Consider the following 24,272-nt stretch of genomic DNA (forward strand, 5'->3'; position numbering starts at 1 on the left):
GTTATGCAAACAGCTGATATAAATATATTTAAAAATTCGTTAATTCAACTTGATCAATTAGAGCATCATATCCAATCAACTAAAAAAAGCATTTTGAATATTTCTTCTTTGGAAGTTGATAACTCTCCATCTGAGCTAGATGGTTATGATTATGCTTTCTCACTTGTGTTTGGTGTGCTTGGCGGAGTGTTTTCTTCTAATAAAAAAATTGAGACTATGCTGGACAGAATACACACAGATTCGTCTAAATTAAATCCGAAAACACTCCTAGGAAGACTTCTTCAACATAATGGAGATGAAATCGATCAGGCAATAATGCCATCTGGACTTAAATCATTTATCAACCGTGATGGTATAAGTAGACCAGAGATTGGATTTCATCGACTTATGAGAGGACACGACCCTTTTTCTAAGTCTGGTGATAATCCATTTCAATTACTTTGCAATCAGCACGGACTTTTAAAGGGTATTTTGCAAGTATTTCGACATCTTACAGCTGATACATTTTCAAAACAGGGACTACCAATTCCATTTCATTCTTTTTTTGATTATGAAAAAGAAGGTAAGTTGAGTAACTGGTTGCTCAAGGTCACCAAAGATAGCGTCAAAGGTAATAATGTCAATCAAGTAACAGCTTTTAATCATATATTTACAGTTCGTATGCAGGATATTGCATCTCAAGGATTACTATACGCATTGTGTGAGGCATATTTTTTAGCTCGCGAAATAAAAGATGATATACGTAAAACGCAGTTGAGAATCATCACGTATACAAGTGGTTTTCTCACACATGGAATTACAGGTATGGCACGTCAGAGTGGTGTGCCTTATATTAATTGGCCGATGCTCTCTATGCTAATGAAAGAGATGTGCGTTTTTTTAAGGCTTAATTATCAGGAAATTAAAGCTATGGAGCGGATAACAGCTTCAATTATCGACGAAAATAAATTATTAGAGAGGCAGGTATTTGAAACTGGAAAATCACTCATCAGCTATTCAGATGGGAGCGGATATATACGAGAATTACAGAAACAGGACACAATTTTTGAGGATTTGGTTGATTTTTTTGAGGAGGAATAATAAATATGGCATTACCTATACTAGTACCGATTATTGCTGCACTAGGCGGTGTAGTTGCAGGGGCCTTATCCCGCCAACCTGAAGTTAATCGTTTAAAACAACAAGTTCGAAAATTACAATCCGAAATTCAACGACTTCAGCAGCTTGTGCAAGAGCAAGATCGGCAAATCAAAAATCTTAAAATTCGTTATAATGCGCTCAAAGCGTATCAGTTTACTGAAAAAATGAAACAAAAATCTAAACTAAAGGGAGTATTGATGTTTCAGTATTCTTTCAAAGAATACATGGATCTTCTTGTTGTACAAGTTAAGAATGATAATTATCTTCTGAGTGAAGATGAAATGTACTTTTTTAATTCATTTGAACGTCTTATGAATACTCAAGAAATTTCTATTGAGGAGAGACTACTGATTCGTACTTACATCCGAACAAAGTACGCTCATGAAATCGATAATCAAATTGATCCACAAATGAATGATATAATGGATAAGGTGGAGAACATCAATGTGGCTTAAGTCTGTTTTATGGTATTTGCTCTATTATTTAAAATATTTAGCTGCTGGAGCATTTATAAGTGCGATTATTGCATTTTTTTTTCCTACGGCTGCATTAGTTTTAATGGGAATAATATTAATTGGTGGTTTGCCAGCGTCTTACAAAGATCTGAAAGAGAAGCGGGTTCCACTTATGAAGGCAAAGAAGGTTAATAACCAGTACTCTAAACTAAAGAATGAATTTGAAGGATTTGAAGAAGCACTAAGGCTAACAAAGAGAAATTTTTAGTAATGCGTTTTAAATTCTGAGTATTGAGTTTTCGCTAAAATAAATTTTCTATTTTAGATGTGAACAGAAACTCTTTATTGAGGTATTTTCATAAAAACCGTCTCCGCGAGACATGCTGATTTGGTCGTCAATTTTAGACAGTATATCGTGTTACAGATTAGATGTGACAGGCATGGTCAATGTGAATGATCACGCTTGTCATGTCTTTTTGTTTGTGGAAAGATTTATAGAATGTATCTCGATTTTATAAGCTATAATTTCAATATATAAAGCTCTTTTTATCACCGGTCTATATAACTAGAGTTTGGTAAAATGTTGTTAGGAGATGTATTTAATTTATTGTTAGGCTGAGTGATCCTTAAATTCTATGAACTTGATGTAGTGGAAAATAAAGAATTTATCACTTATGATTAATTATGACAAGAATTAAGTAAGCATTATCAGCTAGAAGAAACACGTATAATATTGATTAATAAAAGATACATTGAAAAAAAGAATATATTATACTGGAAAATCATGAATATACTTATTAACAAAGGTGGTCGAACACCATTCTTATCAACCAACTCAAAGTAGGCGAAGAATTCATCGGCTTCTACTTACTCAAAATGCTCGAAACCAAACAAACCAACACCACACCAGCCAAAGACTATTTCGATATCATCCTCATGGATGCAACTGGAGAAGTTTCCGCCAAATATTGGGACGTAACCGCGGACGAAAAAGAAGCCTTCGCTGCGATGGAGCTAGTCAAAGTACAAGGTAGTGTGCAAACCTACCGAGATAAGCTCCAGGTGAAAATTAGCCGTATCCGCAAAGCCGTAGAAGAAGATCAGATTTCGCTAACCGATTTTATCAAAGCAGCACCGATCAGCCCGACCGATCTGATCCATACGATTCAAAACACAATGAATGAGATCCACGATCCAACAATCAAACAAATCGTATCCTATTGTGTTGCCAAAGTCGAAGACAAGCTGATGGAATACCCGGCGGCCAAATTTCATCACCATGCCTACTTTGCAGGACTCGCTTATCATATCGTGCGCATGCTGGAGCTTGGCGATTTTGTTTGTAAACAGCGTCCTTTTTTAAATGCGGATCTTGTGAAAGCCGGCATTATTCTCCATGATATTGCGAAGCCGGAAGAGATGAATGCACAACTAGGTATCGTGACAGATTATAGTGACCACGGCAAGCTGATCGGGCATATCGTGATGGCTTCCAATTGGATTGTGGAAGCAGCCATCACTCATCATATACCGCTGGACGCTAAGCAAGTAGTTGCTTTACAGCATCTGGTTCTGTCTCATCATAATTTGGGCGAATGGGGTAGCCCGGTACAGCCTCAATTGCCGGAAGCGGTCGCCCTGCATTATATCGATGTACTTGATGCGAAATTACAAATGGTGGAGGATGCTTTAGCCAATACATCTGCAACGGAATCGTGGACACCTATGATTAGAGGGCTGGAGAATAAAGCGTTATTGCGTATGACGTTTGATGAATAAATAGATGAAACTGGTATGTTGTGCCTTTTAAGAGAGTTAGCTGTATTGTTATATTTAGGCTAGAATAAGTATTAAACTAATAAATTATCAATAGTAAAATGATCTAAAGGGACGGTGAAATTCAGAGGACTAATCCTGAGCTTATCGTCCCCTTTATTTTATTGCTATCTATATTGTATATGTATAGTTAAAAATAAATTGTTGCCTAAATGATTGTGATGGTTTATATTGTACATATTATTTTTATGTTTTATTCGAGAGGAGTGTTATAGTGAAGGACGGTGTTTTTCTTGCACCTAGTAATCTTTTGAAATTGAAAATGGCTTTACATATTCCCATACCGACAGTCCCAGAAACTCATGTTATTCCTCCAATTGCTTTTTCAACTAGCGATAATGGACAGATTGCCATCATGGATAAGAAATTAGCTCATGGTCTTTTAGAAATCATGTTGATAGAAGTAAGTGAAAGAGAGAAGCGAACTATAAATCAGCTTTCTGAAGAGGAAGCTACATTATATACTGAATTAGTTGAGCTTTTTCTTTGTTTTATTAATGAAGAGGATATAAAAAAAGAATTTAATTTACATAATACAGTATCAAGAATCGTATTTAATTATGATCCTTGGACTGAGGACCGTGATGGTTTACAACCTGTAAAAAGATTTCATACTCATCTTTATATAGTGGATGATCATGTGATAAATCAATTAAATAAAAATACAGTCGTATATGAAGATTTACAAAGTAGATATGAGCGTAGGAAATTAGTAGATCCTTTTAGTTTTATTGGAACAAGCATTTTATTCGATATTCATCAAAATTTGTTGAATAAAAAAGATCTAAATATAAAAATAATGAACGTTGATCCCGTAGAGGCAATAGAACAAGGCTTACCTTTAGGATTAAATATTAAACTACGTAAAAATAGAAATGGAACCGTTAACAAAAAACTCAAAGAATACATATTAAAGATTAATGAGCTTATTGAAAATTCGTTTATTGATATTTATAAGGCTGTAACGGGAAGTATACCTCCAGCACAAAAATATAAGCGTCATGATCTGTTAGATACAGAAATAGCGATGGAAAATCTAAGTCAAATTAGTTGGTTATCAGAAAGAAGTATGAAGGGTTTATATGAGGTAGTCACAACGTTAAATTCGGAATCTTACAAGTTATTTCAAAGAAAAAAACACTTGGATCTTCTTCTATTTCATAATTTATTAAATGGATTAGCCTATACTTTTTCGATCAATATGAATATAGGTGAACCTCATTCAGAAATTGATATTTTAGATATTAATATTTCTGTGAGATTGTTTGGAGATTCAGGTGGTGCGGGCATGTTCGGTTTGAAAGAAAAAAGTATTGTATTGTTCAATCGTGGCGAAGGTATTTATAATAAAGAGCAACTGGCAAGAAGACATCAATTTCAAAGAAGATTTCAAAAGTATGTAATTGAGAAATTAAAACTGCAATATACGTACAATACGATAGAGGCAGTTAAAGCAAACAGATTATTGAATAAGTATTACAATAACAAAATAAAAGAAAGTCAAGGAATTACAGAGAAGATTTTATTGGAGATTATTGATTATCATCGAAATAAGTAAGGGTTTAGTTAACATCCTAAATCTAAAATGAAAGGATTAACAACATTGCATATCTATTCACAAACGCCTCATGCTGCTGGAATTGAAAACTATTATCAGCATGTAATTCAATTAGCACAATGCTCCGAGAAATATAATTATAGAGGGCTTCTTATAACATATTCCACAAGCAATATAAATCCGTGGTTAATTAGTAATCTTGTACTGGATAAAACTAAAAATATACGCCCACTCGTAGCTCTGCAACCAGATACTATGTCTATTGACACTTTGGGTAACATTATTAAAAGTACTATATATTTACATAAACGTGAAATCGCTTTAAATTTGATTGATGGTACTTCAAAAAGGCTTAACGGAACTACAGAAGATAGTTATAAAACTAATCGATATGATTGGCTTCTTGATTATATGCATGATCTACAGCAGAAATTATCTAGCACTGAATCCGATTATGATCATGGTCTGTATAATCAAAAAACTTATTTTGCTAATGAAAATAATTACCCGCTAGATTTCTTTATATCAGGGACGTCAAAGTATGCCTTTGAAAGTAGTAAAAATGGGGCGAATGGTTTTTTAACGGTTCCTGGGCCTATTGATTCCTTTAAACAAATGTTTGGAGAAATTACAGATTGTGATTTTGGTGTTTGTTTTGGCATTATTGCTCGAACTACAAGTGAAGAGGCTTGGGAAGTAGCTAAAGCAACTTTTCCATCATCCAGAGAAAATGAAATCCAACTATTACTCAAAAAAAATTCTAAGATGAATGCAGTAAGACAATTAGCTAATCTAGCTCTGGAAAATGAAGTTCACGATTCTGTATATTGGTTGGGTGTGTTTAAAAATGGTAGAAATATTTATCCCTATTTAGTAGGAAGTTATGATCAAGTCGCAAATTATTTAAAAAAATACAAAAATCATGGAGTGAAATCTTTGATTTTAAATGTACCTTTTAGCTTAGAAGAGTTTGAGCACAGAGAGCAGGTATTTAAGCGAATGTAACTACACTCAGGAGGAACTATAGCTATGATACAGGTAGAAAATTTATACAAAAAATATTACGTAAAGCAATATAGACAGGGTTTGATGGGTGGCATCAAAGATCTGATCAAACCTGTATGGCAAGATAAAGAAGCGGTAAAGCATATCAATTTCAATATAGAAAAAGGAGAAGTGGTTGGATATATCGGCCCTAATGGTTCGGGAAAATCGACAACGATAAAAATGCTAACAGGTATTTTAACTCCTTCTGATGGAAAAGTTTTAGTGAATGGTTTAGAACCTTATAAAGATAGAAAGAAAAATGCAATGAACATTGGTGTAGTTTTTGGTCAACGAACGCAATTATGGTGGGATTTAGCCATTAGGGAATCATTTGAGTTATTTAAATATATTTATAGAGTGCCTGATTCTATTTTTAATGAAAATCTAAACAAAATGATAGAGCTACTCAGTTTAAATGAGTTTTATTCTACTCCAGTAAGACAGCTAAGTTTAGGTCAGAGAATGCGTGCGGAAATTGCTGCGGCTTTTTTACATAGTCCTTCTATTGTGTTTTTGGATGAGCCTACCATCGGATTAGATGTTGTTGCTAAAGAGCAAGTGAGGAGCTTTCTTAGAGAAGTAAATAAGGAAAAAGAAACGACCATTATACTAACTACTCATGATATGGACGATATTGAACAGGTTTGCGATCGCTTATTGATGATTAATCAGGGTGTACTTATTTTTGATGGACAAATGAAGTCCTTTATTGACACCTATGGTAATGAAAGAATTATAACGGTGCAATTCGAGAAACCTATTCCGAATGTACAATTTGAATTTGGAAGCGTTTTATCGAATGAAGGAAACAAGGTAAAAATTTTATTCCAAAAAGAGCATGTTTCAGCAACTAAAATTGTACAAGAACTTTCCCGCAAGTTTCCTGTGGTAGATTGTCATTTAGAAGAACCCAAAATCGAACATTTAATTAGACAGGTGTACGAAGGCAGGAGTTGAAAGTAATGACAAGATCTTTATATTCGATTAGAACGTTTTATTATATTGCTCGGCAATCATTTTTAAATTCGATGGTGTTTAGGGCGAATTACTTTATTGATGTACTGATCGATATTGTATTTATCTATTTAAGCATTGCATTGTGGAGTACGATCTTTATGGATAATCCAGGAAATAACATGGTAAGTAAACCTGAATTAATTACATATATGGTTCTTGCAAGAATTGCAGCCAGAATCGATATGGGATTCGTTATGGAAGTGCAGAATCGCATATTAAATGGCGAAATTGCTAGTGATCTTACCAGACCGTTAAGTCTAAAGTTTTATCACTTTTCCCAAGAAGTAGGTAGTTATCTAAACAATCTATTGATTAAAGTCGTTCCTATTTTTTTAATAACAAATATGGTTTTTGATCTGAAATGGCCTCCAAGTATATATCAAACGTTTTTGTTTTTGATAAGTCTTTTGCTTTCATTTTTTTTAGTATTCAACCTCAACTTTATTGCAGCGATTATGGCTTTTTGGATTACGAAGTTGTTCAGTTTGAGTGTATTTAAAGATCAAACGATTCGATTGTTATCCGGAGCTATAGTACCATTGTGGTTTTTTCCAGAATCTATATTACCGTGGGTGAAGCTACTGCCTTTTTCAGGTATCGTCTTTATGCCTATTAATATCTATCTTAATAAAACAACAAATGAAGATATTATAACTACTTTTATAGTTCAGATTTTTTGGATTATTGTAACATCGGTTATAGGGAGGTATTTGTGGAATAAGGCTACAAAAAGGATCTCTATTAATGGGGGATAAGCATGTTTGCTATCAAATTGTATATCAAATCGATGTTGGTACAGATCAAAGGTAATCAGCAATACAGATTTAATTATTTTCTAACACTATTTACAGTCGTATTTCATTATTCTGTACAACTACTGGCGATCTGGATCACTTTGAGCCATTACGACAGTATAAGAGGTTGGAATATTTACGAGGTAAGTTTTATTTATATGTTTTTTATATTATCGTACGGAATTATGATCACTTTTTATGCAGGATTCAGAGATTTTTCTGGGATGATTCACAATGGTGAATTTGATGTGATACTCATTCGTCCGCATAATCCAATGTTACAAGTGATGAGTGGCAGGCTAGAACTCACTTCATTTGCACAAATAGGAAGTGGAATATTTCTATTTTTCTGGTGCAATCATTATTTGGAAATTCATTGGTCAGCCTACCAGATCTATTTATTCATACAAGGAATTATTGGCGCTGCCTTTATACAAGCCGCTTTATTATTATTATGGTCATGTTTAGGATTCCGAATCACGAACACATCCGCATTAACCCGATTCGGCTGGACATTAAATGCTAATTACTTAACCTATCCACTTGGGGCATTTAACAAAACGACTAAGCTTTTATTTACAGTATTTCCGCTGGGCTTCATCAGTTACTATCCTGCCAATGCAATTCTGGATAAAGATCATTTTGCATTTTCTAATTTGGGTAATTTTAGTGGAATCATAGGTATTTTATTTTTCATGTTAGTTTATTTATTTTGGGAGTATTCGATACGGCATTATAAAAGTACGGGAAACTAAGTATAACGTTAAGGAGAAGAATCGTGACTATTGGAATCCAGGCGAAAAACTTATATTCTTTTTTGATCAATACTAATTGCTCTCCTGCAAATACATTTATGTATGCTGGCGCAGAAAAGGTAACATATGGAGAATTACATGAACAAATTGAAAAACGAAGGAAAGAAATCGAAGAACAAGGCATATTAGAAGGGGATTTAGTAGCTGTACAGCTTCCTAGTTCACATACATTAATATACTTGTTATTAGCACTTTGGAAACAAGGCGCAAGTGTTTTTCTAATAGATGTTCGCTTAAAGGCTGATGAAAGGCTTGAATTATTTATAAAAACAAAACCTCGATATTTTATTAGTAGTGAAAGTTCTTTAAGCATTGCTGCAATTTCAGAAATTGAAATGAAGATAGAAAAATTGGACGATTCTACTATCGGAATCGATGCTCCGCTACTATTATCAACTTCGGGTTCTACCGGTTCTCCTAAAATTGTAGGTAGAACCTATGAGTCAATACATAAAGAAATAATTCGTTTCATAAGTATTCCAGATGGTATACATGCTAAAGATGTAATTATGATCCTTTCACCTATTACATTTTCGTATGGTTTAATGAGCGCATTACTGCCAAGTTTGTATATAGGTGCAAGTATAATTATGCCATCGATAAGAACTAATGACATCATATCAAGTATTTTAAAATATAAGGTTTCTGTTATTTACGGCGTTCCTTATCATTATAATCTACTTCAGTCGACATATGATGAAACTTCAAAACAAGCGAATTTATCTTCTTTAAGGGCTTGTATCTCAGCAGGAGAAAGACTAACTATAGAAGTTTTTAATTTGTTTAAAGACAAATTTGGTGTGAAAATTGGACAGTTATATGGGATGACTGAAATCGGATTGATTTCTGTAGATTTTAAGGGGGAATATGATGACTCGGTAGGAGTACCCTTATTATCTTTACAATTGAAAGATAACCACATTTTTGTTGAACAAAAGTATTCTCCTTATATTTATAATATGGATGAATCTTTGTATACTTCTCCCTGGTTGAAAACTGGCGACGTCGGAATTTTGACAGAACAAGCTCTGTACATAAAGGGAAGAAGTGATTCATTAATTATAAAAGGTGGAATTAAATTTTATTTATCTGAAATAGAAGAGGTTTTAAGAAGAAGTATTTATATTAAAGATGTGACGGTACAGCGCAACCCTAACAGCGGGGATATAATTGCATATTTAGAAATAGAAAAGATAGAGAGTATCGATCTTATTGTGTCTTATATAAGAAGTAATATATCCAATCATAAATCACCTGGGAAATTAGCTTTTTTGAAAAGTTTCCCGCGTACTATGTCAGGAAAGTTAGATAAAAAGCAACTAAACCATATTACTCCAATTAAAGAAGTCAAACTATAATTCATTTTAGAGAAAGGTTGGATTTGAAAATGAGTTCAGAAAATATAACCGTAAAGAAGCTGGAGCAAAAAGATTATGTCAGGCATTATTTAACACTTAACTTAAATAAAGCTTATAGTATAGAACAAATTGAAAAAGAATATAAAAATGCCTATCAGTATTTTATCGATTTAAATATGGATATCGTCTATGAGAAATGTTTTGGATTATTAAATACTAAAAATAAGTTGAGTTTTTTAAGAGAAGAAATATCTAATCATTATAATATTCAGCTTCCGCCGTTATCTTATATAGAAGGTACTCCAGCTTATGGAACCGCTCTTTCAAGTATTACAATTTATGGAATACATAAGAAAGATAAAAATGTTCAACTTGAATATATAACCAATGAGTCAGGAGGTACTATTGGAACTAAAGTAATAACGAGTCAAATGGAGTATATCTATTTGATGAATATTAATAATGTTCATCATAGTTACACAATGTCTGAGTTTGCGGCTACTTTTGCATGGTTAGGCGATTTTATGAAAAAGAATGAATTGTTAGGCCCTCATTTAGTGAGAACATGGATATATTTAAATGATATTAACAATAATTATGAGCAACTTAATACAGATCGCAGGGTGTTTTTTGAAAGATTTGCTATAGACTATAGTGAAAAATCAAATATTTTACCTGCTAGCACTTGTATCGGTGGAATATCAGATAAGAAGTGCAATATTTCTATGGATGTGATGTTTCTAAAAAGAAAAAATGATCGTCCTATAATTGAAAGAGTCTATACTGCATTGTTGAATGAAGCAGAAGGTGTCGAGTATTTATTTAAACCTACTTTTTCCAGAGCTTTGAAAATAGAAGATGAGGGAAATATAGAAATTCAACTTTCTGGAACAGCAAGTGTTAATTCTTTAGGGAGAACAGAATTTAAAAATGATGCTTACAAACAAATTAAAAAAGCATTAGAAAATGTCACTAGTATTCTTGAATCTAATAATCTTACTTTTGATCATTTTTATCAATCTACATGTTTTTTTAAGCGGCAACAAGACGTACATATCTTTGAAAAATTGTTAAAAGAGCTTAATATCCCAGCTTTTGCTAATACTTTTGTTGTCAACGATGTTTGTAGAGATGACTTATTATTTGAAATTGATGGTATTATTATTAAATAATTCTATTTAAGGAGAATTTGAAATGACTAATAGCACTTTGACCAAATTAGAAGCTGTTGTAGGAACTATTTTAAATAATCAAGAAAAAGTAGGATTGGAAGACAGTTTATCGACTTGGGGACTTGATTCATTGAAGACAGTAGAATTAATAGTTCTACTTGAGAAGGAATTTGATATCACATTTGATAATAGCGATCTATTACTTACTAATTTTAAAGATTTGAAACATATACTATTTTTGTTGGAAAACAAAATAAATAAACCGAAGACGATAGGAGATACTTTATGAATGCTGTAAAATTGCCAATTATTAAACCAGACATACACGGATATTTATGTAATGCCTATCCTCTCTCAGTTGCCATGCAACACCAATCGGCAGAGGCCTGGTTCTATAGCAATTATATTCAACTCATTTGTGCTGGCAATTTTCCAGAAGGCAAGTTTTTCTCATTTTATACATCCAATTTATCATGGTATGATTTTTTCTTGAGTTGTCCATTGATCAACTATCAACAAATAGATTACCGTTTTCTTGATAAGTACGAGGATGGACTTATTGGATTTATATGTGATTCTATTCATACAGGTCAGTATGTCTATCTGTATGTAGATGAGAGTTATATTTCTCACAAGAAAGCATACAAGAAATATCCTTTGCCACATGAGATGTTGATTTTTGGATATGATAAAGAGAATAGAAAATTTCATGTCTCTGGTTACAATGCTGATATAATTTTTGGAGAATACGAAGTAAACTTTGAAGAGTTTTTGCTTGCTTTTAATAATTGCGATAAAACTAAAAATAATCGACACTATATATCTTTGTTGGAATACAATGAAAAACATACTTATCGTTTTGATATAAACTTAGTTATTCAATCTTTAACCGAATTAAAGGATAGCTTGAATTCTTCATTTCATTTTCGCTCACTGTCGCCTCCTTCGAATTGGATTTATGGTTTGTCTATTTATGATCACATTATTCGTTATCTCGAATACGAAATTATCACATTAACAGAAAAAATAGATGTTCGAATTTTCCATACATTATGGGAACATAAAAACGTTATGGTTGGTAGATTGAAATATATGAAAGAGAATAAATACTTAAACCATTCAGAAAAATTTATTGAAAAGTATACAGAAATCGAGTCGATCTCTATGACTTTAAGAAGTATTGCTATGATGTATAATTTGAATGATAATCCAGCGCGTATAGGTTCTTTAATAGAGAAGTTAAAAGAGCTAAAGCAGATGGAAGAATCTATTTTGAGTGAATTGATTGTACAATTAGAGCAGATGGACCGAACAGAGATTTTGCAAGATCATTATTACTTATAATTATAACTAGTAAACTGAATGATATTAAAATGGCCTTTCCCGAAATGTATTCAGGAGAGGCTATTTAGTTTGCCGTATAAAACATTTTGATTTCAACAGTATTGAATGACATGTCATTCATACGATATTGCAACGTATAGCGTATTTACTTACTCTGCATCATAGTAGTATAGATTTCGCTAGCAGCTCTGGGCAGGTTAGGTTTCGATAGGATTGAACACTGTACACTACCCTTGCTTTACAGCAAACCAAACCGTCCAGCGATCCTGCTCCACAATCGGAAGCTCAGTCCCTTGTAGCTTATCGGCAATATAAGCGACTAACTCCTGCAACTCCTCCTCGGTCAATTCATGCAAAATAGAGCGGCCCGTTCGTAGCAGCAGGTCTTGCTCCAATTGTTCCATCGTCTCGTACACGCGTCTTGTTTCCCAAAGCGGTACGGTTTGAAATAAGCGCAAGCCGCTGGCTGTTAATGCTTGTTCCACTTGAATAGAATCGTATCGGGAAGTGGTCTCGCGATCTTTTAGACGAGAGAATTTTTCGAAAAAATAGCCTCTAATGTGACTTTGATCGCCAGGCAATAAGCAATCTTCAGGTGTGCGATCTTGCACGATAAAGATGCCGTTCGGTTTTAAAACTCGTGCCACTTCCTTAAAGCATTTTTCCAGATTGTTGAGATGATGGATCAATGCACGTTGAAGCACGATATCGAGTTCATGCGCAGGCAGGTTGGAGTGGTAGGCATCCCCTTTGTGAAAAGTTGCGTTGACCATATGCCTACAATTGTGCGTAGCTGCTTTTAACATTTCATCTGAAAAATCGACGCCAGTGACATGCGCAGCGCCCATTTCGATTAGTGCTTTTGTATAGATGCCACCACCACAGCCGATATCGGCGATTCGTTTGTGCGGGACATCTACATGTTTGGTAATGGCAGAAATCCAGGATGGATCTGCGTTTCGAGTAGCATATGTTTCTCGGTTTTGTTCATCGTGGAAGTTGATTGGCATGTGAATCGTCCTCCTGTTGATTTCGTTTTTTTGTTGATGTCGTTTTTTGCTAGATCTTCGTGGTCACTTGAAATGTTTATCTTTTATTCTTTTGCAACTATTCTCTTATGGTATCTATGTTCTTCTATTTAGTTTCGTCAGATGGAACAGTGTTTCGTTTTTATTTTAGCATGTTGTTGTATTAATTTCTACAAAAGCAGATAGAGTGTGAGCGGTAAGGTAGTATAGATTGTACATTGTATGATGAACATCTATATTTTCATTTATATTTTTATTAATACGGCTTATGTGTATTCGTTTATCGGACTACACCTAATTACATCTGACTCCCATCATGACTGAAGCGATGGCTATCATGGATTGGGATGGGATGTTCTATTCGCTGAGGTAGTCATCGCTACATGTTATTTCCACATTAATCGCTGAAATCATTGACATTTGCAGGTGTTTGTTTAAAGATGTTTAAGGACGCAATCGATAGAATGGATTGCATTGTAATTTAATGGTTGTTGTCGTTGAATCAAACGTTTGGAAGTACTTCACTTGCTGTGATCGTAAAGTACGAGCTTGAAGCATCATTTTAAAAGATGATCGTGAAGCAACTAGACGCACCCGTGTATCAATAATGAACGTGGATATAGAATGAAAGGATTTTTAATATGACAGACAATTTTTGGCGTGATTTACCGAAACCGTTTTTTATACTGGCTCCGATGGAGGATGTGACGGATGTGGTATTTCGTCATGTCGTGAGTGCGGCGGCGAGACCGGATGTGTTTTTTACGGAGTTTGCGAATACAGAGAGTTATTGTCATCCAGAGGGCAACCACAGTGTGCGTGGACGGCTGATGTTTACGGAAGATGAGCAGCCGATGGTGGCGCATATCTGGGGCGACAAGCCGGAATATTTCCGGCAGATGAGTATCGGGATGGCGGAGCAAGGGTTTAAAGGCATTGATATCAATATGGGCTGTCCGGTGCCCAACGTCGCTGAACATGGTAAAGGCAGCGGGTTGATCTGTCGTCCGCAGCTAGCAGGTGAGATCGTGCAGGCAGCGAAAGCGGGTGGTCTGCCGGTCAGCGTGAAAACACGATTGGGCTTTAGCGAAGTGGACGAATGGCGTAGCTGGCTGACGCATATTTTGCAGCAGGAGATTGCGAATCTATCGATTCACCTGCGCACGCGTGACGAGATGAGCAAAGTGCCAGCACACTGGGAGTTGATTCCTGAAATTAAAAAGCTGCGTGATGAGATTGCACCGCAAACGCTGCTGACGATTAACGGGGATATTGCCGATCGTGCAGCAGGGCTGGAACTGGTGGAGAAGTATGGGGTAGATGGTGTGATGATCGGGCGCGGGATTTTCAGTAATCCGTTTGCGTTTGAGCATGAGCCGAAGGAGCATACGAGTGAGGAACTGCTTGATCTGCTGCGACTGCATATGGATCTGCATGATAAATATTCGGCGATTGAACCGAGATCGTTTAAGCCGTTGCCACGGTTTTTTAAGATTTATGTGCGTGGCTTCCGCGGAGCGAGTGAGCTGCGGAATGAGTTGATGGGTGCACGTTCGACAGATGAGGTGCGGGCGATGTTGGATGCGTTTAAGGTGAAAGCGGTGGAATTGGAAGGATCGAGATAAGACCCATTTCTATTTAATTAAAATTGTATTATAAAGCTATGATGAATACGGAATTAGATTCAAGTAATTTAAGATTAGCTAAAAGTTGAACGTATAAATTATAGATACAGAGCCGGGACTTATAATGAGTCTACGGCTTTTTTGTATTCAGGCAACGTATTCCATTAAAGTGCATTGGACTTCGTATAATTCGCTATAGAGAAAAATCCACAACGCCTTTATAATGGAATTAATGGATATAGATTATAAAATATTCCATTTAAACATACATATTTTGTGATGGGAGCGAAAATATAATGACATCTCATGTAGAAGTATTATCTGTAGCGGCTGGAGATACAATTTTATTAACTAAAAAGCATTTCGTTCATGCTTGTCCGCATCATCTTCAAGGCTATCAATATAAACCTTCAACATTTATTACTTTTCGGGCTGCAAACGGCGGTGAAATGGAGTTCCTGTACAAAATCAAAGATATAGTCGTCATTGACCCATACGCTTTGGATTTGGATGAAGCACTTAAGGGCGTTGAAGCTGATTTTGCCAAGCGAATTAAAAGTTACCATGCGGATCGATTAATAACTAAAATCGGATTTGAATATAAAAATGAACCTTATCGTTTTTATAATTTAGATCAAAATAACATCATTGAGCTGAAGCATTTACCAAAACCACAGAAGAATAATGCTGGCGGATGGTATTATACTGTTGAGAAATTAGTTAGCGGCGATAAAATCGTTTAATTAGTGAACGATTTGGAGATATTGATAGAGCTTATAAACAAAAATACATGATATGGTTTGTTCCGAATTTAGATAGAACTAAAAAGTAGAGTGACTTCAATGTATACTACTTTTAAACATGATTATAATTAAAAGACTTATACAAAATATGATGTTATATCTATACTGGACTAGCTAGAAAGGAACCTACCATGCAACCGATCCAAACGAATCGTTTAATTCTACGCAATTTTAAACGAGCAGATGCTCCAGGCTTGCTGGAATATACATCCAACCCACGGGTAAACTGCTTTTTAGACGGCAAAATGAATACGCTGGAGGAAGCGGCGGCGGAAGTGCAGAAGCGAAACAGCGATGATTCACATATTGCGGTGAGCTTACAGGAAACGGATGAGCTGATCGGAGAGCTATTTCTAATGCAGGAGGAACGTGAGCCGGATACGTTCAATATTGGATGGAATTTTAATGCGCGATATGAAGGCAAAGGGCTGGCGCGTGAAAGTGCAGAGGCGTTACTGGATTATCTGTACATGCAAAAGGAAGCGCGCAGACTGTATGCTTATGTCGAGGATGATAATGTTCGCTCGCAAAAGTTGTGCGAAAAGCTCGGTATGCGTCAGGAAGGCTGTATGATGGAGTTCGTTACGTTTACGAATCATGCAGATGGTACGCCGAAGTATGAGAATACGTATATGTATGCCTTGCTAAAAAGGGAATGGTTGAAGCGTACTTCTATTTGAACAGGTATAATTAATTTCAAACCAATTGAATAACTGAAATGATTTAAAATTCATTACTTACAATTAAAGAATAAGCAGGTGGAACTATTTTTAAACGTATAAACTGCAATTGAAGTTCAGGTTTGAAGTTAATTAAAGTTTGAAACAAAAATTATAGAATTAGACTAGACGGCTACCCGTTGCAGGATACCCGTCTAATACAGAATATTATCTATTTGTGGATGAATCTACTTATATAAGGTGTAAGGTGAACATTTTACAAAAAATGGTTTAGAGTAATTTAAATAAAAATATGTTAGTACTTGAAGATACGTAAGATATATACTTCGCTATAAAAATCAACTTATTTTATCATATATATCAAGATATTATAGTATTATCAAATTAATAAATTTTAAATATCAAATAGTCGACTTTCTCTACCTTCGAATAATCTAGAATACATTCTTAGTGCATAAGAATCTGTCATTCCAGCTAAATAATCGCAAATTATTCTTGCTTTAGTAGATTCGCTTCCTTTTTCTATGAGCGATTGGTCCTCTGATGATAGTAATTTAGGTGTATCATAAAAGGCACCGAACATTTCTTTGATAATATTTCCTCCCTTCCATTCTATGGTTTGAACTCTTTGTAAACTTATAACCTTGTCATATACTAAATTAGTAAAATTTTTAATTAACTCTTTAAGTGGCTCGGGTAAGAATGCATGATAATGAAGTCGCTTATTATTCAAAGAATTTCTACTATTCAGATCTACATTTGAGATGAAAATGGATATCAAATCAGCAATAATATCTTTTATTTTATCAGACTCATGTCCAACTGCTTTTTTTTCTAATTTTTCTTTTATTTTTTTAAGAGTCGTATCAGTATGATATTTTTCTAAAATTGAAATGATTTCTTCATTTTTTATGAATTTTAATCGAATTGCATCTTCAAGGTCATGTGTAGCATAAGCAATGTCGTCTGCTAATTCAATAATAGAGCATTCAAGAGTTTTGTAGATTGTTTTTTTGTGTTCATTAATATTTTTGTGATGTGTACTAAGATAAAAGGCTTGTTCATTGCTATTCATAGGTTTAATTAACCAATCAAAAACTTCTTGATCTTCTACATAGACACTTGACTTAGGCGGCTTGTAACCAAAACTTTTATCTTCATATACGTCATAATTAACTGCTTTATCAAAGCGAATTGGGTATTTCAAAATTGCTAGTAAGGTTGCTCGTGTCAAATTTAAGCCTCGCCCTCTTTCAAGACTTGTAAGAATCCTAAAAGTCTGGGCATTTCCTTCAAAACCACTTTTTGCTACATTATGCATCATTTCATTTAATGCGCGCTCACCTTGATGTCCAAATGGAGGATGTCCAAAATCATGGGCTAATGCTGCTGCTTCTATCAAAGAAGAGTCGATTTTTTGATCACTTTCTATTAATAGTTTATTTTTTGAATTTAGTGATGAAGCAATCCCCCTTGCAATCTGCGCTACTTCCATAGAATGAGTTAAGCGTGTTCTCGGAAAATCACTTTCACCTACTCCTATTACCTGGGTTTTAGATTGAAGTCTACGAAATGCCGCTGAATGAACAATTCTACCATAATCTCTTTCAAATTCATCTCTAGATTGATCTTTAGTTCTAGGTGATTGAGGCTGTTGGCGTTCTTTATCTTGTGCATTATATAGTTTATTATCAGGCATTTTAGATTGAATCATACAAAACCCTCCCAAATATAATGTTGTATTGTTTTATTAAGTAATATAGTACATATAATTACATTTTAATATATTTTAATCATTGTTTACGATTAAAAATACAAATTTAATTGTGATTTTAAATAATATTAGTTTCACAATCAAACTATGTAAGTTTTAGTAGTTAAGTTGCTTTATATAAGATTATAAGTATTTTGTTTAAATTTTTTCTCTGTTAAAAGATCTTTGAAATCTATTTTATCATTATGTAAGCGTATACATTTTTCTGGGAAATGAATGGTAAACACCTTTAATTTATAAATTGTGTTCCCTTTATATGTATTTTATAATTTGAAATGGAGGTGAGGTATTATTTTCCAATTATGTGTATCTTAAATTAACAGATACGATAAAAGGAATCGATCAACACAGATGTGTATAGCCTGAACAGGCTAACACGGTTACGAATGGATACATTGACGATGATACCGGGGTATAGAATTGATCGCAGTCGTAAGGCAAAATGGCATTTGAGTTGCTATGTTAATGATCTACTACATTCAGGGAGGTACACCATGTTCAAATTTAAAAAGAAATTGATGACTACACTGCTTGCCGTAACGATGGGTTCCAGTCTGTTCGCAGCAACTTCCAGCGCAGCAACCGATTACTGGCAAAACTGGACTGATGGTGGCGGGATCGTCAACTCGGTAAACGGTTCTGGCGGTAACTACAGTGTAAACTGGCAAAATACAGGCAACTTTGTTGTAGGTAAAGGCTGGACGGTTGGTTCGCCAAACCGTGTTGTCAATTACAATGCAGGCCAGTTTGCACCGCAGGGCAACGGCTATCTGACATTGTACGGATGGACGCAAAATTCGCTGATCGAATATTATGTTGTCGATAGCTGGGGTACGTACCGTCCAACAGGTACATATAAAGGGACGGTAACGAGCGATGGCGGCACATATGATATCTACACAACGATGCGCTACAATGCACCTTCGATCGAAGGCAACAGCTCAACGTTCGTACAATACTGGAGTGTTCGTCAGACGAAACGTCCAATCGGCACCAACTCCACGATTACATTCAGCAACCATGTACGCGCTTGGGCTAGTCATGGTATGAATCTGGGCAGCAAATGGTCGTACCAGGTAATGGCGACTGAAGGCTACCAGAGCAGTGGTAGCTCTAATGTAACGGTGTGGTAATATAAAACGCTGGAACATATCGCTATGAGACGACATTGAAATACGCTTTTAAAAGAAAAGAGTGATCTACTTCTATTGCAGAAGGCGGATCACTCTTTTTATGAATAGTTGTATTGTGCATGTTGGTATAGATGGATATCGGGAAACAATTATACTTTTACAGATACAGATACAGATACAGATACAGATACAGATACAGATACAGATACAGATACAGATACAGATACAGATACAGATACAGATACAGATACAGATACAGATATTTGAAATTGCGCTGTGTTTGTACGATCGATATGGATTATCTACTTAATCCCATACCATCTGCAATCGAATCACTGTATAGGCGTAAAGGGATTAATGATAACGTCTAGCTTCTTCCAACATTTTGCGGTTACGTTTCTCGTTTTCAGTCTGGCTAATGACGATGAAAGCATGAATTACCCCTGGGAGCCATACGATCAGTGTCAGGATTAGATTTAGAATCGCTTTACCCGGTTTGCCGCAGAGCAGCACCGCTACTGGTGGCAGAAAAATAGCCAAAATATAGAGCATCGTCGTCACTCCTTTCGTATAATATCGGTTAATCTCTATTTACCAACCTTACATCTATAATAAACGGCGTTTGGATACATACGCATTGTACTGGTGATGGTTGCACGCTTGATGAGGAGTATAATCTTTTAGCTTGGTAAGTAGCCTGATCTTTTACGATTAAAAATATAGCGTATGCATCTTTGACCCAATGTAGAGGTCTAGCGCGCATCCCCGACCAAAGTCCAAGTTACAAAACCGTCTAACGGCGGTTGGAGCAGCACCGAATATTTCGTAACATAAATACATAAGCAACACACATCCAAACGCATAGGAAATACGAGAAACCTACACGAGCGCAGGCATGAAATGTTTAACAAGTGATAGGCAAATGGCAGGCGAGTGACAGACAAAAAACACATACATGAAACACATCATACACACGCGATAGATGATGTGAACCTACGGATAAGCGCGGCAGATGATGTGAACCTACGGATGAGATTGTTCGCGTATTTCTTTTGAAATGAGCTTTAATGATCCGTAACGCTATGTTCAATCAGACTACCAGGACAGAACATAAAACACACACGACTATATTAAAGGAGAGAAATAAAATGAAAAAATGGCATCGTTCGAGTCACGATAAGGTGATGGCAGGGTTAATCGGTGGATTGGCACAAATGATGGGTTGGGACGCAAGTCTGTTACGGATTTTGTTTGTCATTAGCATATTTCTAACAAGCGGTACGAGCTTGCTGATCTATCTGATCGCGTTACTGTTTGTACCGAAAGAATATCCGTATTAATTTCGAGCTTCACATTCGGAACTTCTCGTCAAATCTGCAAGTTAACATGAAGTTCTAGTGCGTTGACCGGGATTAATGTTAACTTTAAATTCGATGCAAATGCGGATTTATAAAAATGCTAGCATACGATAACATATACGATTTGACTTGTTTAATGAACTAAGGGGTATAGCAAACTTATATAGAAGCAAGTCGATGTGCGCTCCATCATTCACGAGCTGCCACGTTAGTGTCTAGCCAACTTATATAGAGGTAAGCCGTAATGGTAGATGCTATAGTAAAACATCGTGAGCAGAGAAAGAAATGAAAAGACAGCTGCCTTAAATAGCCTTTTACGCCCTATACGAAATAAAGAGAATATATGATATATCCATAGCAACATAATAAGCGGCAGTGTTCTGTTATATTCAACAGAATACTGCTTTTTTTGTTGTCAAATCGTAATGTTTACGATAATATGTAGATCGTAATTGTTACGGAATAAACAGAGACACTGAGTTCAAATAGGGGAGAGATACTTCAATGAGAGATACGAACAAGCACAAGGCAGCATCGACTATACATAATGTCATCGCGATGCTCGGTCGAATTGCACGACCACAGGCATCGAATGACGATGTACGCCTGACATCCTATATTAAAAGATCCATACGTTCTAACACATTAACGCACGTAATACATTCAGCGAAATTAATAAACGTAGTAAAGAAGATAAACACAATCAACGCAGCAAAGAAGATAAGCGCAATGAACGTAATGAACGCAACAAGCGCAATAAGCGCAATAAGCGCAGTGAATGCAGTAAACGCAGTAAACGCAGTAAACGCAATGAACCTTACAAAATCGGCAAATATAACAAGCTCGGCTCGCAGTAAACGGCGATATGGCTGGGCAGGTGCGCTGCTAGCGATCGTGATGTTGCTGGGAGCATGTTCCCCTGCGTCAAACTCGGCAGCTGAAGCGGAGCAGGGGAAGCATGTACATTTTCTATATAATTTCTCGACGCGTTCACTTGATCCGCATACGGATTCTAGCTATGTTCCACTGCGTGCAGGCATTACCGAGACGCTGGTGCGACTGGATGAGGACAAGCTAGCTGTAGCACCGTGGCTTGCGAAAAGCTGGGAAGGTGATGACGGTGAACATTGGACGATTCATCTGCGCGATGGCATTACGTTTCAAAATGGGAAGCCGCTAACTGGTGATGCGGTGAAGGCTTCGTTAGAGCGTGTCATTCAGGAAAATACAGGCGTGAACAATGCGCTGAAGATCCAATCGATTGAAGCGGATGGACAGACGCTTCATATTACGACGACAGAGCCATTTCCGGAATTTGTATCGGAGCTGGTCAATCCGAATACTTCGATTATCGATGTGAATGAGAGCGATATCGTGAATAAGCCAGTAGGTACCGGACCTTTTGTATTAAGCTCATTCACACCGGGAAGTCGTTTGGAATTGAAGCGTTATGATGGCTACTGGAATGGAGCCTCTCCACTGGATGGAATAACGTTTTCTTTCAACGAAGATGCTAATGCTCGCTCATTGGCGCTCAAGTCCGGTCAGGTCGATATTGTGTACCGTCCAGAGGTAGAAAGTCTAGCATCGTTGGATGCTCAAACTGGAATCCGTGTCGATGCCACGTCTACGTTTCGCGTGCATCAGATGACGATGAATATGCAGCGTCCAGCATTGCAGGATGTGAATGTGCGCCATGCGATTGATGCGCTGATCGATCGCAAAGAAATTGTGGATAGCATTTTACTTGGCTATGGTGAGCCGGCGACTGGGCCGTTTTTGCCATCATTGCCTTTTGCTCCGGTGTATAAGCAGCAAGCTGGTGGTGAAGAGGTTGCCAAGCAGTATTTACAAAAAGCAGGCTACACATTCGTCAATGGCACGATGCAAAAGGATGGTCAACCGCTAAAATTAACGCTGCTGACGTATTCATCACGTGCTGATCTGCCGCTGATTGCCCAGGTGTTCCAATCGGATGCAGGACGAATCGGCGTTGGAGTCGACATTCGTCAGATCGATACACCGGAAGAATATATGGCGGCCAATCGGGATTGGGATCTGGCGACGTACAGCAATCTAACCGCACCGCGCGGAGATGCAGGATATTACCTGAATGCGACCTACCATCCAAAAGGTGCGCTGAATTTTAGCGGTGTACATGATGATCAGCTGACGGCGATCATCGACAAGCTGAATCGTACCGTTGAACCACAGCAACGTGCCGTACTTGCCAAGCAGGCTGCTGATTATGTGCATGACCATGTGATTAATGCATTTGTGCTGTATCCATCGACCATTGTCGCCTATAACGAAAATAAAGTGAAAAACTGGGTCACCACTCGCAGTGAATACTATATGATCACGAATAAGCTGGATGTGATGTAATGCTTCGTATTATCATTCGTAAGCTGATGGAGACCGCAGGTTTTGTACTGTTCATCACGCTTATTAGCTTTTTATTTATTCGTCTTGCACCGGGTGATCCGGTGCTGACAATTCTGAACGTAGATGAGCTTTCTGTGAGCCGCGATCAGGTGGAAGCGCTGCGTGAGGAGCTGGGGTTTAACAAGCCGCTGCTGTTCCAATATGGGACATGGTTATGGGATCTAGTACGGTTGGACTTTGGCACTTCTTTTGTGACCGGACAGTCGGTAATACAGATGATTAGCGCTGGTTTGCCTGCTACGTTAGAGCTGGCAGGTGGCGGATTGCTCGTTATGTTACTGATCGCATTGCCGCTTGGTTCACTATCAGCGCTTTATCGTGATCGCTGGATCGATCATTTGAGCCGGGGGTTAGCAATTATCGGCGCTGCTGTGCCGAGCTTCTGGCTTGGGTTGTTGTTGATCGATTGGCTCGGTGTACGCTGGGCATGGTTGCCGACGATGGGACGAGATGGCTGGATTACGCTGATCCTGCCCTCGTTAACACTCGGTCTGGCAATCTCAGGTGTGTATGTGCGTCTATTACGCTCCAGTCTACTCGATTCGCTCAGTCAGGAATTTGTGCGAGCGGCAAGAGCAAGGGGCTATAGTGAATGGCGTATTTTCCGTGTACATGTATTTCGTCATAGCCTGCCGCCGGTCATTACAGTGTTCGGTGTAAGTCTAGGTAGTCTAATTGGCGGAGTGATCGTTATTGAGGTGCTGTTTGCCTATCCCGGCATCGGTAAGCTGATCGTCGATTCGATCCGGCAACGGGATTATCCGGTTATTCAGGGTTATATTTTGCTAATGGCTGTGATCGTATTTGTAGTGAACACAACGGTTGATCTATCCTACCGCTTCCTCAACCCGGAGCTGCGATTAAAGGAAAAGAAGGCAGGTGCATAAGAG

Annotated in this window: 23 protein-coding genes; 20 read left to right on the top strand and 3 right to left on the bottom strand. The window is 36.8% G+C overall.

All coding sequences use genetic code 11. From position 1 onward, the window contains the following. The first annotated feature begins 3 nt into the window (after positions 1-3). The 13 genes from AAHF22_RS16630 to AAHF22_RS16690 all read left to right on the top strand — a co-directional run bounded on the left by AAHF22_RS16630 (position 4) and on the right by AAHF22_RS16690 (position 12,536). Entirely contained in the window at positions 4-1,080 is a 1,077-nt protein-coding gene (locus AAHF22_RS16630; protein ID WP_347326144.1) for a hypothetical protein, read from the top strand. Positions 1,081-1,085: 5 nt separating this feature from the next. Next, the gene (locus AAHF22_RS16635; RefSeq protein WP_347326145.1) at positions 1,086-1,595 is read left to right on the top strand and encodes a hypothetical protein; all 510 of its coding nucleotides are present in this window, start codon (positions 1,086-1,088) and stop codon (positions 1,593-1,595) included. Further along, complete coding sequence (locus AAHF22_RS16640; RefSeq protein WP_347326146.1) at positions 1,585-1,863, top strand: hypothetical protein; 279 nt, start codon at positions 1,585-1,587, stop codon at positions 1,861-1,863. Before AAHF22_RS16635 ends, AAHF22_RS16640 begins: the two co-directional genes overlap by 11 nt. 608 nt (positions 1,864-2,471) lie before the next feature. Beyond that, positions 2,472-3,374, top strand: a complete 903-nt coding sequence (locus AAHF22_RS16645; protein ID WP_347326147.1) for a 3'-5' exoribonuclease YhaM family protein — start codon at positions 2,472-2,474, stop codon at positions 3,372-3,374. 271 nt (positions 3,375-3,645) lie between these two features. Further along, positions 3,646-4,989: a hypothetical protein gene (locus AAHF22_RS16650; RefSeq protein WP_347326148.1), complete on the top strand. Its 1,344-nt coding sequence runs from the start codon at positions 3,646-3,648 to the stop codon at positions 4,987-4,989. A 45-nt stretch (positions 4,990-5,034) separates the two neighbouring features. Beyond that, positions 5,035-5,994, top strand: a complete 960-nt coding sequence (locus tag AAHF22_RS16655; RefSeq protein ID WP_347326149.1) for an LLM class oxidoreductase — start codon at positions 5,035-5,037, stop codon at positions 5,992-5,994. Between the two features lie 24 nt (positions 5,995-6,018). Next, a complete protein-coding gene (locus tag AAHF22_RS16660; protein ID WP_347326150.1) occupies positions 6,019-6,993 on the top strand; it encodes an ABC transporter ATP-binding protein in 975 nt (324 codons plus the stop codon). Between the two features lie 71 nt (positions 6,994-7,064). Next, entirely contained in the window at positions 7,065-7,808 is a 744-nt protein-coding gene (locus AAHF22_RS16665; protein WP_347326211.1) for an ABC transporter permease, read from the top strand. A gap of 2 nt (positions 7,809-7,810) precedes the next feature. Continuing rightward, positions 7,811-8,602: an ABC transporter permease gene (locus AAHF22_RS16670; protein ID WP_347326151.1), complete on the top strand. Its 792-nt coding sequence runs from the start codon at positions 7,811-7,813 to the stop codon at positions 8,600-8,602. Positions 8,603-8,625: 23 nt separating this feature from the next. Next, positions 8,626-10,020 (top strand): class I adenylate-forming enzyme family protein, encoded by a 1,395-nt coding sequence (locus AAHF22_RS16675; protein WP_347326152.1) that lies wholly within the window; start codon positions 8,626-8,628, stop codon positions 10,018-10,020. A gap of 29 nt (positions 10,021-10,049) precedes the next feature. Next, positions 10,050-11,192 (top strand): RidA family protein, encoded by a 1,143-nt coding sequence (locus AAHF22_RS16680; RefSeq protein ID WP_347326153.1) that lies wholly within the window; start codon positions 10,050-10,052, stop codon positions 11,190-11,192. Positions 11,193-11,214: 22 nt separating this feature from the next. Beyond that, positions 11,215-11,481, top strand: a complete 267-nt coding sequence (locus AAHF22_RS16685; RefSeq protein ID WP_347326154.1) for an acyl carrier protein — start codon at positions 11,215-11,217, stop codon at positions 11,479-11,481. Then, the gene (locus AAHF22_RS16690; protein WP_347326155.1) at positions 11,478-12,536 is read left to right on the top strand and encodes a hypothetical protein; all 1,059 of its coding nucleotides are present in this window, start codon (positions 11,478-11,480) and stop codon (positions 12,534-12,536) included. Before AAHF22_RS16685 ends, AAHF22_RS16690 begins: the two co-directional genes overlap by 4 nt. Positions 12,537-12,763: 227 nt before the next feature. Here the strand turns inward: AAHF22_RS16690 and AAHF22_RS16695 are convergent, their stop codons facing one another. Beyond that, positions 12,764-13,546 (bottom strand): class I SAM-dependent methyltransferase, encoded by a 783-nt coding sequence (locus AAHF22_RS16695; RefSeq protein WP_347326156.1) that lies wholly within the window; start codon positions 13,544-13,546, stop codon positions 12,764-12,766. Between the two features lie 659 nt (positions 13,547-14,205). Here AAHF22_RS16695 and AAHF22_RS16700 point away from each other — a divergent pair. From AAHF22_RS16700 to AAHF22_RS16710, 3 genes are all read left to right on the top strand, one after another. Next, positions 14,206-15,189 (top strand): tRNA dihydrouridine synthase, encoded by a 984-nt coding sequence (locus AAHF22_RS16700; protein WP_347326157.1) that lies wholly within the window; start codon positions 14,206-14,208, stop codon positions 15,187-15,189. A 296-nt stretch (positions 15,190-15,485) separates the two neighbouring features. Continuing rightward, complete coding sequence (locus AAHF22_RS16705; RefSeq protein ID WP_347326158.1) at positions 15,486-15,932, top strand: hypothetical protein; 447 nt, start codon at positions 15,486-15,488, stop codon at positions 15,930-15,932. A gap of 191 nt (positions 15,933-16,123) precedes the next feature. Further along, positions 16,124-16,672: a GNAT family N-acetyltransferase gene (locus AAHF22_RS16710; RefSeq protein WP_347326159.1), complete on the top strand. Its 549-nt coding sequence runs from the start codon at positions 16,124-16,126 to the stop codon at positions 16,670-16,672. Between the two features lie 394 nt (positions 16,673-17,066). Here the strand turns inward: AAHF22_RS16710 and AAHF22_RS16715 are convergent, their stop codons facing one another. Next, the gene (locus tag AAHF22_RS16715) at positions 17,067-18,386 is read right to left on the bottom strand and encodes an anti-phage deoxyguanosine triphosphatase (protein ID WP_347326160.1); all 1,320 of its coding nucleotides are present in this window, start codon (positions 18,384-18,386) and stop codon (positions 17,067-17,069) included. A 554-nt stretch (positions 18,387-18,940) separates the two neighbouring features. Between AAHF22_RS16715 and xynA the strand changes: the two genes are divergently transcribed. Further along, the gene (gene xynA / locus AAHF22_RS16720) at positions 18,941-19,579 is read left to right on the top strand and encodes an endo-1,4-beta-xylanase XynA (RefSeq protein ID WP_347326161.1); all 639 of its coding nucleotides are present in this window, start codon (positions 18,941-18,943) and stop codon (positions 19,577-19,579) included. Positions 19,580-19,933: 354 nt separating this feature from the next. Here the strand turns inward: xynA and AAHF22_RS16725 are convergent, their stop codons facing one another. After that, the gene (locus AAHF22_RS16725; RefSeq protein ID WP_347326162.1) at positions 19,934-20,131 is read right to left on the bottom strand and encodes a YqaE/Pmp3 family membrane protein; all 198 of its coding nucleotides are present in this window, start codon (positions 20,129-20,131) and stop codon (positions 19,934-19,936) included. 596 nt (positions 20,132-20,727) lie between these two features. On the opposite strand from AAHF22_RS16725, the gene AAHF22_RS16730 reads away from it, so the two are divergent. The 3 genes from AAHF22_RS16730 to nikB all read left to right on the top strand — a co-directional run bounded on the left by AAHF22_RS16730 (position 20,728) and on the right by nikB (position 24,269). Further along, positions 20,728-20,919, top strand: coding sequence for a PspC domain-containing protein (locus AAHF22_RS16730; RefSeq protein ID WP_347326163.1), 192 nt, complete (start codon positions 20,728-20,730; stop codon positions 20,917-20,919). 915 nt (positions 20,920-21,834) lie between these two features. Beyond that, positions 21,835-23,322 carry a nickel ABC transporter substrate-binding protein gene (gene nikA / locus AAHF22_RS16735; RefSeq protein WP_347326212.1) on the top strand — a complete coding sequence of 496 codons (1,488 nt, stop codon included), beginning with the start codon at positions 21,835-21,837 and terminating at the stop codon, positions 23,320-23,322. After that, the gene (gene nikB / locus AAHF22_RS16740; protein ID WP_347326164.1) at positions 23,322-24,269 is read left to right on the top strand and encodes a nickel ABC transporter permease; all 948 of its coding nucleotides are present in this window, start codon (positions 23,322-23,324) and stop codon (positions 24,267-24,269) included. The genes nikA and nikB overlap by 1 nt, the downstream gene beginning before the upstream one ends. Positions 24,270-24,272 lie beyond the last annotated feature (3 nt).

It is taken from the genome of Paenibacillus wenxiniae (assembly GCF_039822605.1).
Taxonomy (GTDB): Bacteria; Bacillota; Bacilli; order Paenibacillales; family Paenibacillaceae; genus Saccharibacillus; species Saccharibacillus wenxiniae.

Excerpts from the sequence above, each read along its gene's own strand:
- AAHF22_RS16660 (WP_347326150.1), top strand. The coding sequence starts at position 6,019 with ATGATACAGGTAGAAAATTTATACAAAAAATATTACGTAAAGCAATAT.
- AAHF22_RS16640 (WP_347326146.1), top strand. The coding sequence starts at position 1,585 with ATGTGGCTTAAGTCTGTTTTATGGTATTTGCTCTATTATTTAAAATAT.
- AAHF22_RS16700 (WP_347326157.1), top strand. The coding sequence starts at position 14,206 with ATGACAGACAATTTTTGGCGTGATTTACCGAAACCGTTTTTTATACTG.
- AAHF22_RS16690 (WP_347326155.1), top strand. The coding sequence starts at position 11,478 with ATGAATGCTGTAAAATTGCCAATTATTAAACCAGACATACACGGATAT.
- AAHF22_RS16705 (WP_347326158.1), top strand. The coding sequence starts at position 15,486 with ATGACATCTCATGTAGAAGTATTATCTGTAGCGGCTGGAGATACAATT.
- xynA (WP_347326161.1), top strand. The coding sequence starts at position 18,941 with ATGTTCAAATTTAAAAAGAAATTGATGACTACACTGCTTGCCGTAACG.
- AAHF22_RS16630 (WP_347326144.1), top strand. The coding sequence starts at position 4 with ATGCAAACAGCTGATATAAATATATTTAAAAATTCGTTAATTCAACTT.
- nikA (WP_347326212.1), top strand. The coding sequence starts at position 21,835 with ATGTTGCTGGGAGCATGTTCCCCTGCGTCAAACTCGGCAGCTGAAGCG.
- AAHF22_RS16725 (WP_347326162.1), bottom strand. The coding sequence starts at position 20,131 with ATGCTCTATATTTTGGCTATTTTTCTGCCACCAGTAGCGGTGCTGCTC.
- AAHF22_RS16670 (WP_347326151.1), top strand. The coding sequence starts at position 7,811 with ATGTTTGCTATCAAATTGTATATCAAATCGATGTTGGTACAGATCAAA.
- AAHF22_RS16665 (WP_347326211.1), top strand. The coding sequence starts at position 7,065 with ATGGTGTTTAGGGCGAATTACTTTATTGATGTACTGATCGATATTGTA.
- AAHF22_RS16645 (WP_347326147.1), top strand. The coding sequence starts at position 2,472 with ATGCTCGAAACCAAACAAACCAACACCACACCAGCCAAAGACTATTTC.
- AAHF22_RS16680 (WP_347326153.1), top strand. The coding sequence starts at position 10,050 with ATGAGTTCAGAAAATATAACCGTAAAGAAGCTGGAGCAAAAAGATTAT.
- AAHF22_RS16710 (WP_347326159.1), top strand. The coding sequence starts at position 16,124 with ATGCAACCGATCCAAACGAATCGTTTAATTCTACGCAATTTTAAACGA.
- AAHF22_RS16715 (WP_347326160.1), bottom strand. The coding sequence starts at position 18,386 with ATGATTCAATCTAAAATGCCTGATAATAAACTATATAATGCACAAGAT.
- AAHF22_RS16730 (WP_347326163.1), top strand. The coding sequence starts at position 20,728 with ATGAAAAAATGGCATCGTTCGAGTCACGATAAGGTGATGGCAGGGTTA.
- nikB (WP_347326164.1), top strand. The coding sequence starts at position 23,322 with ATGCTTCGTATTATCATTCGTAAGCTGATGGAGACCGCAGGTTTTGTA.
- AAHF22_RS16695 (WP_347326156.1), bottom strand. The coding sequence starts at position 13,546 with ATGCCAATCAACTTCCACGATGAACAAAACCGAGAAACATATGCTACT.
- AAHF22_RS16685 (WP_347326154.1), top strand. The coding sequence starts at position 11,215 with ATGACTAATAGCACTTTGACCAAATTAGAAGCTGTTGTAGGAACTATT.
- AAHF22_RS16635 (WP_347326145.1), top strand. The coding sequence starts at position 1,086 with ATGGCATTACCTATACTAGTACCGATTATTGCTGCACTAGGCGGTGTA.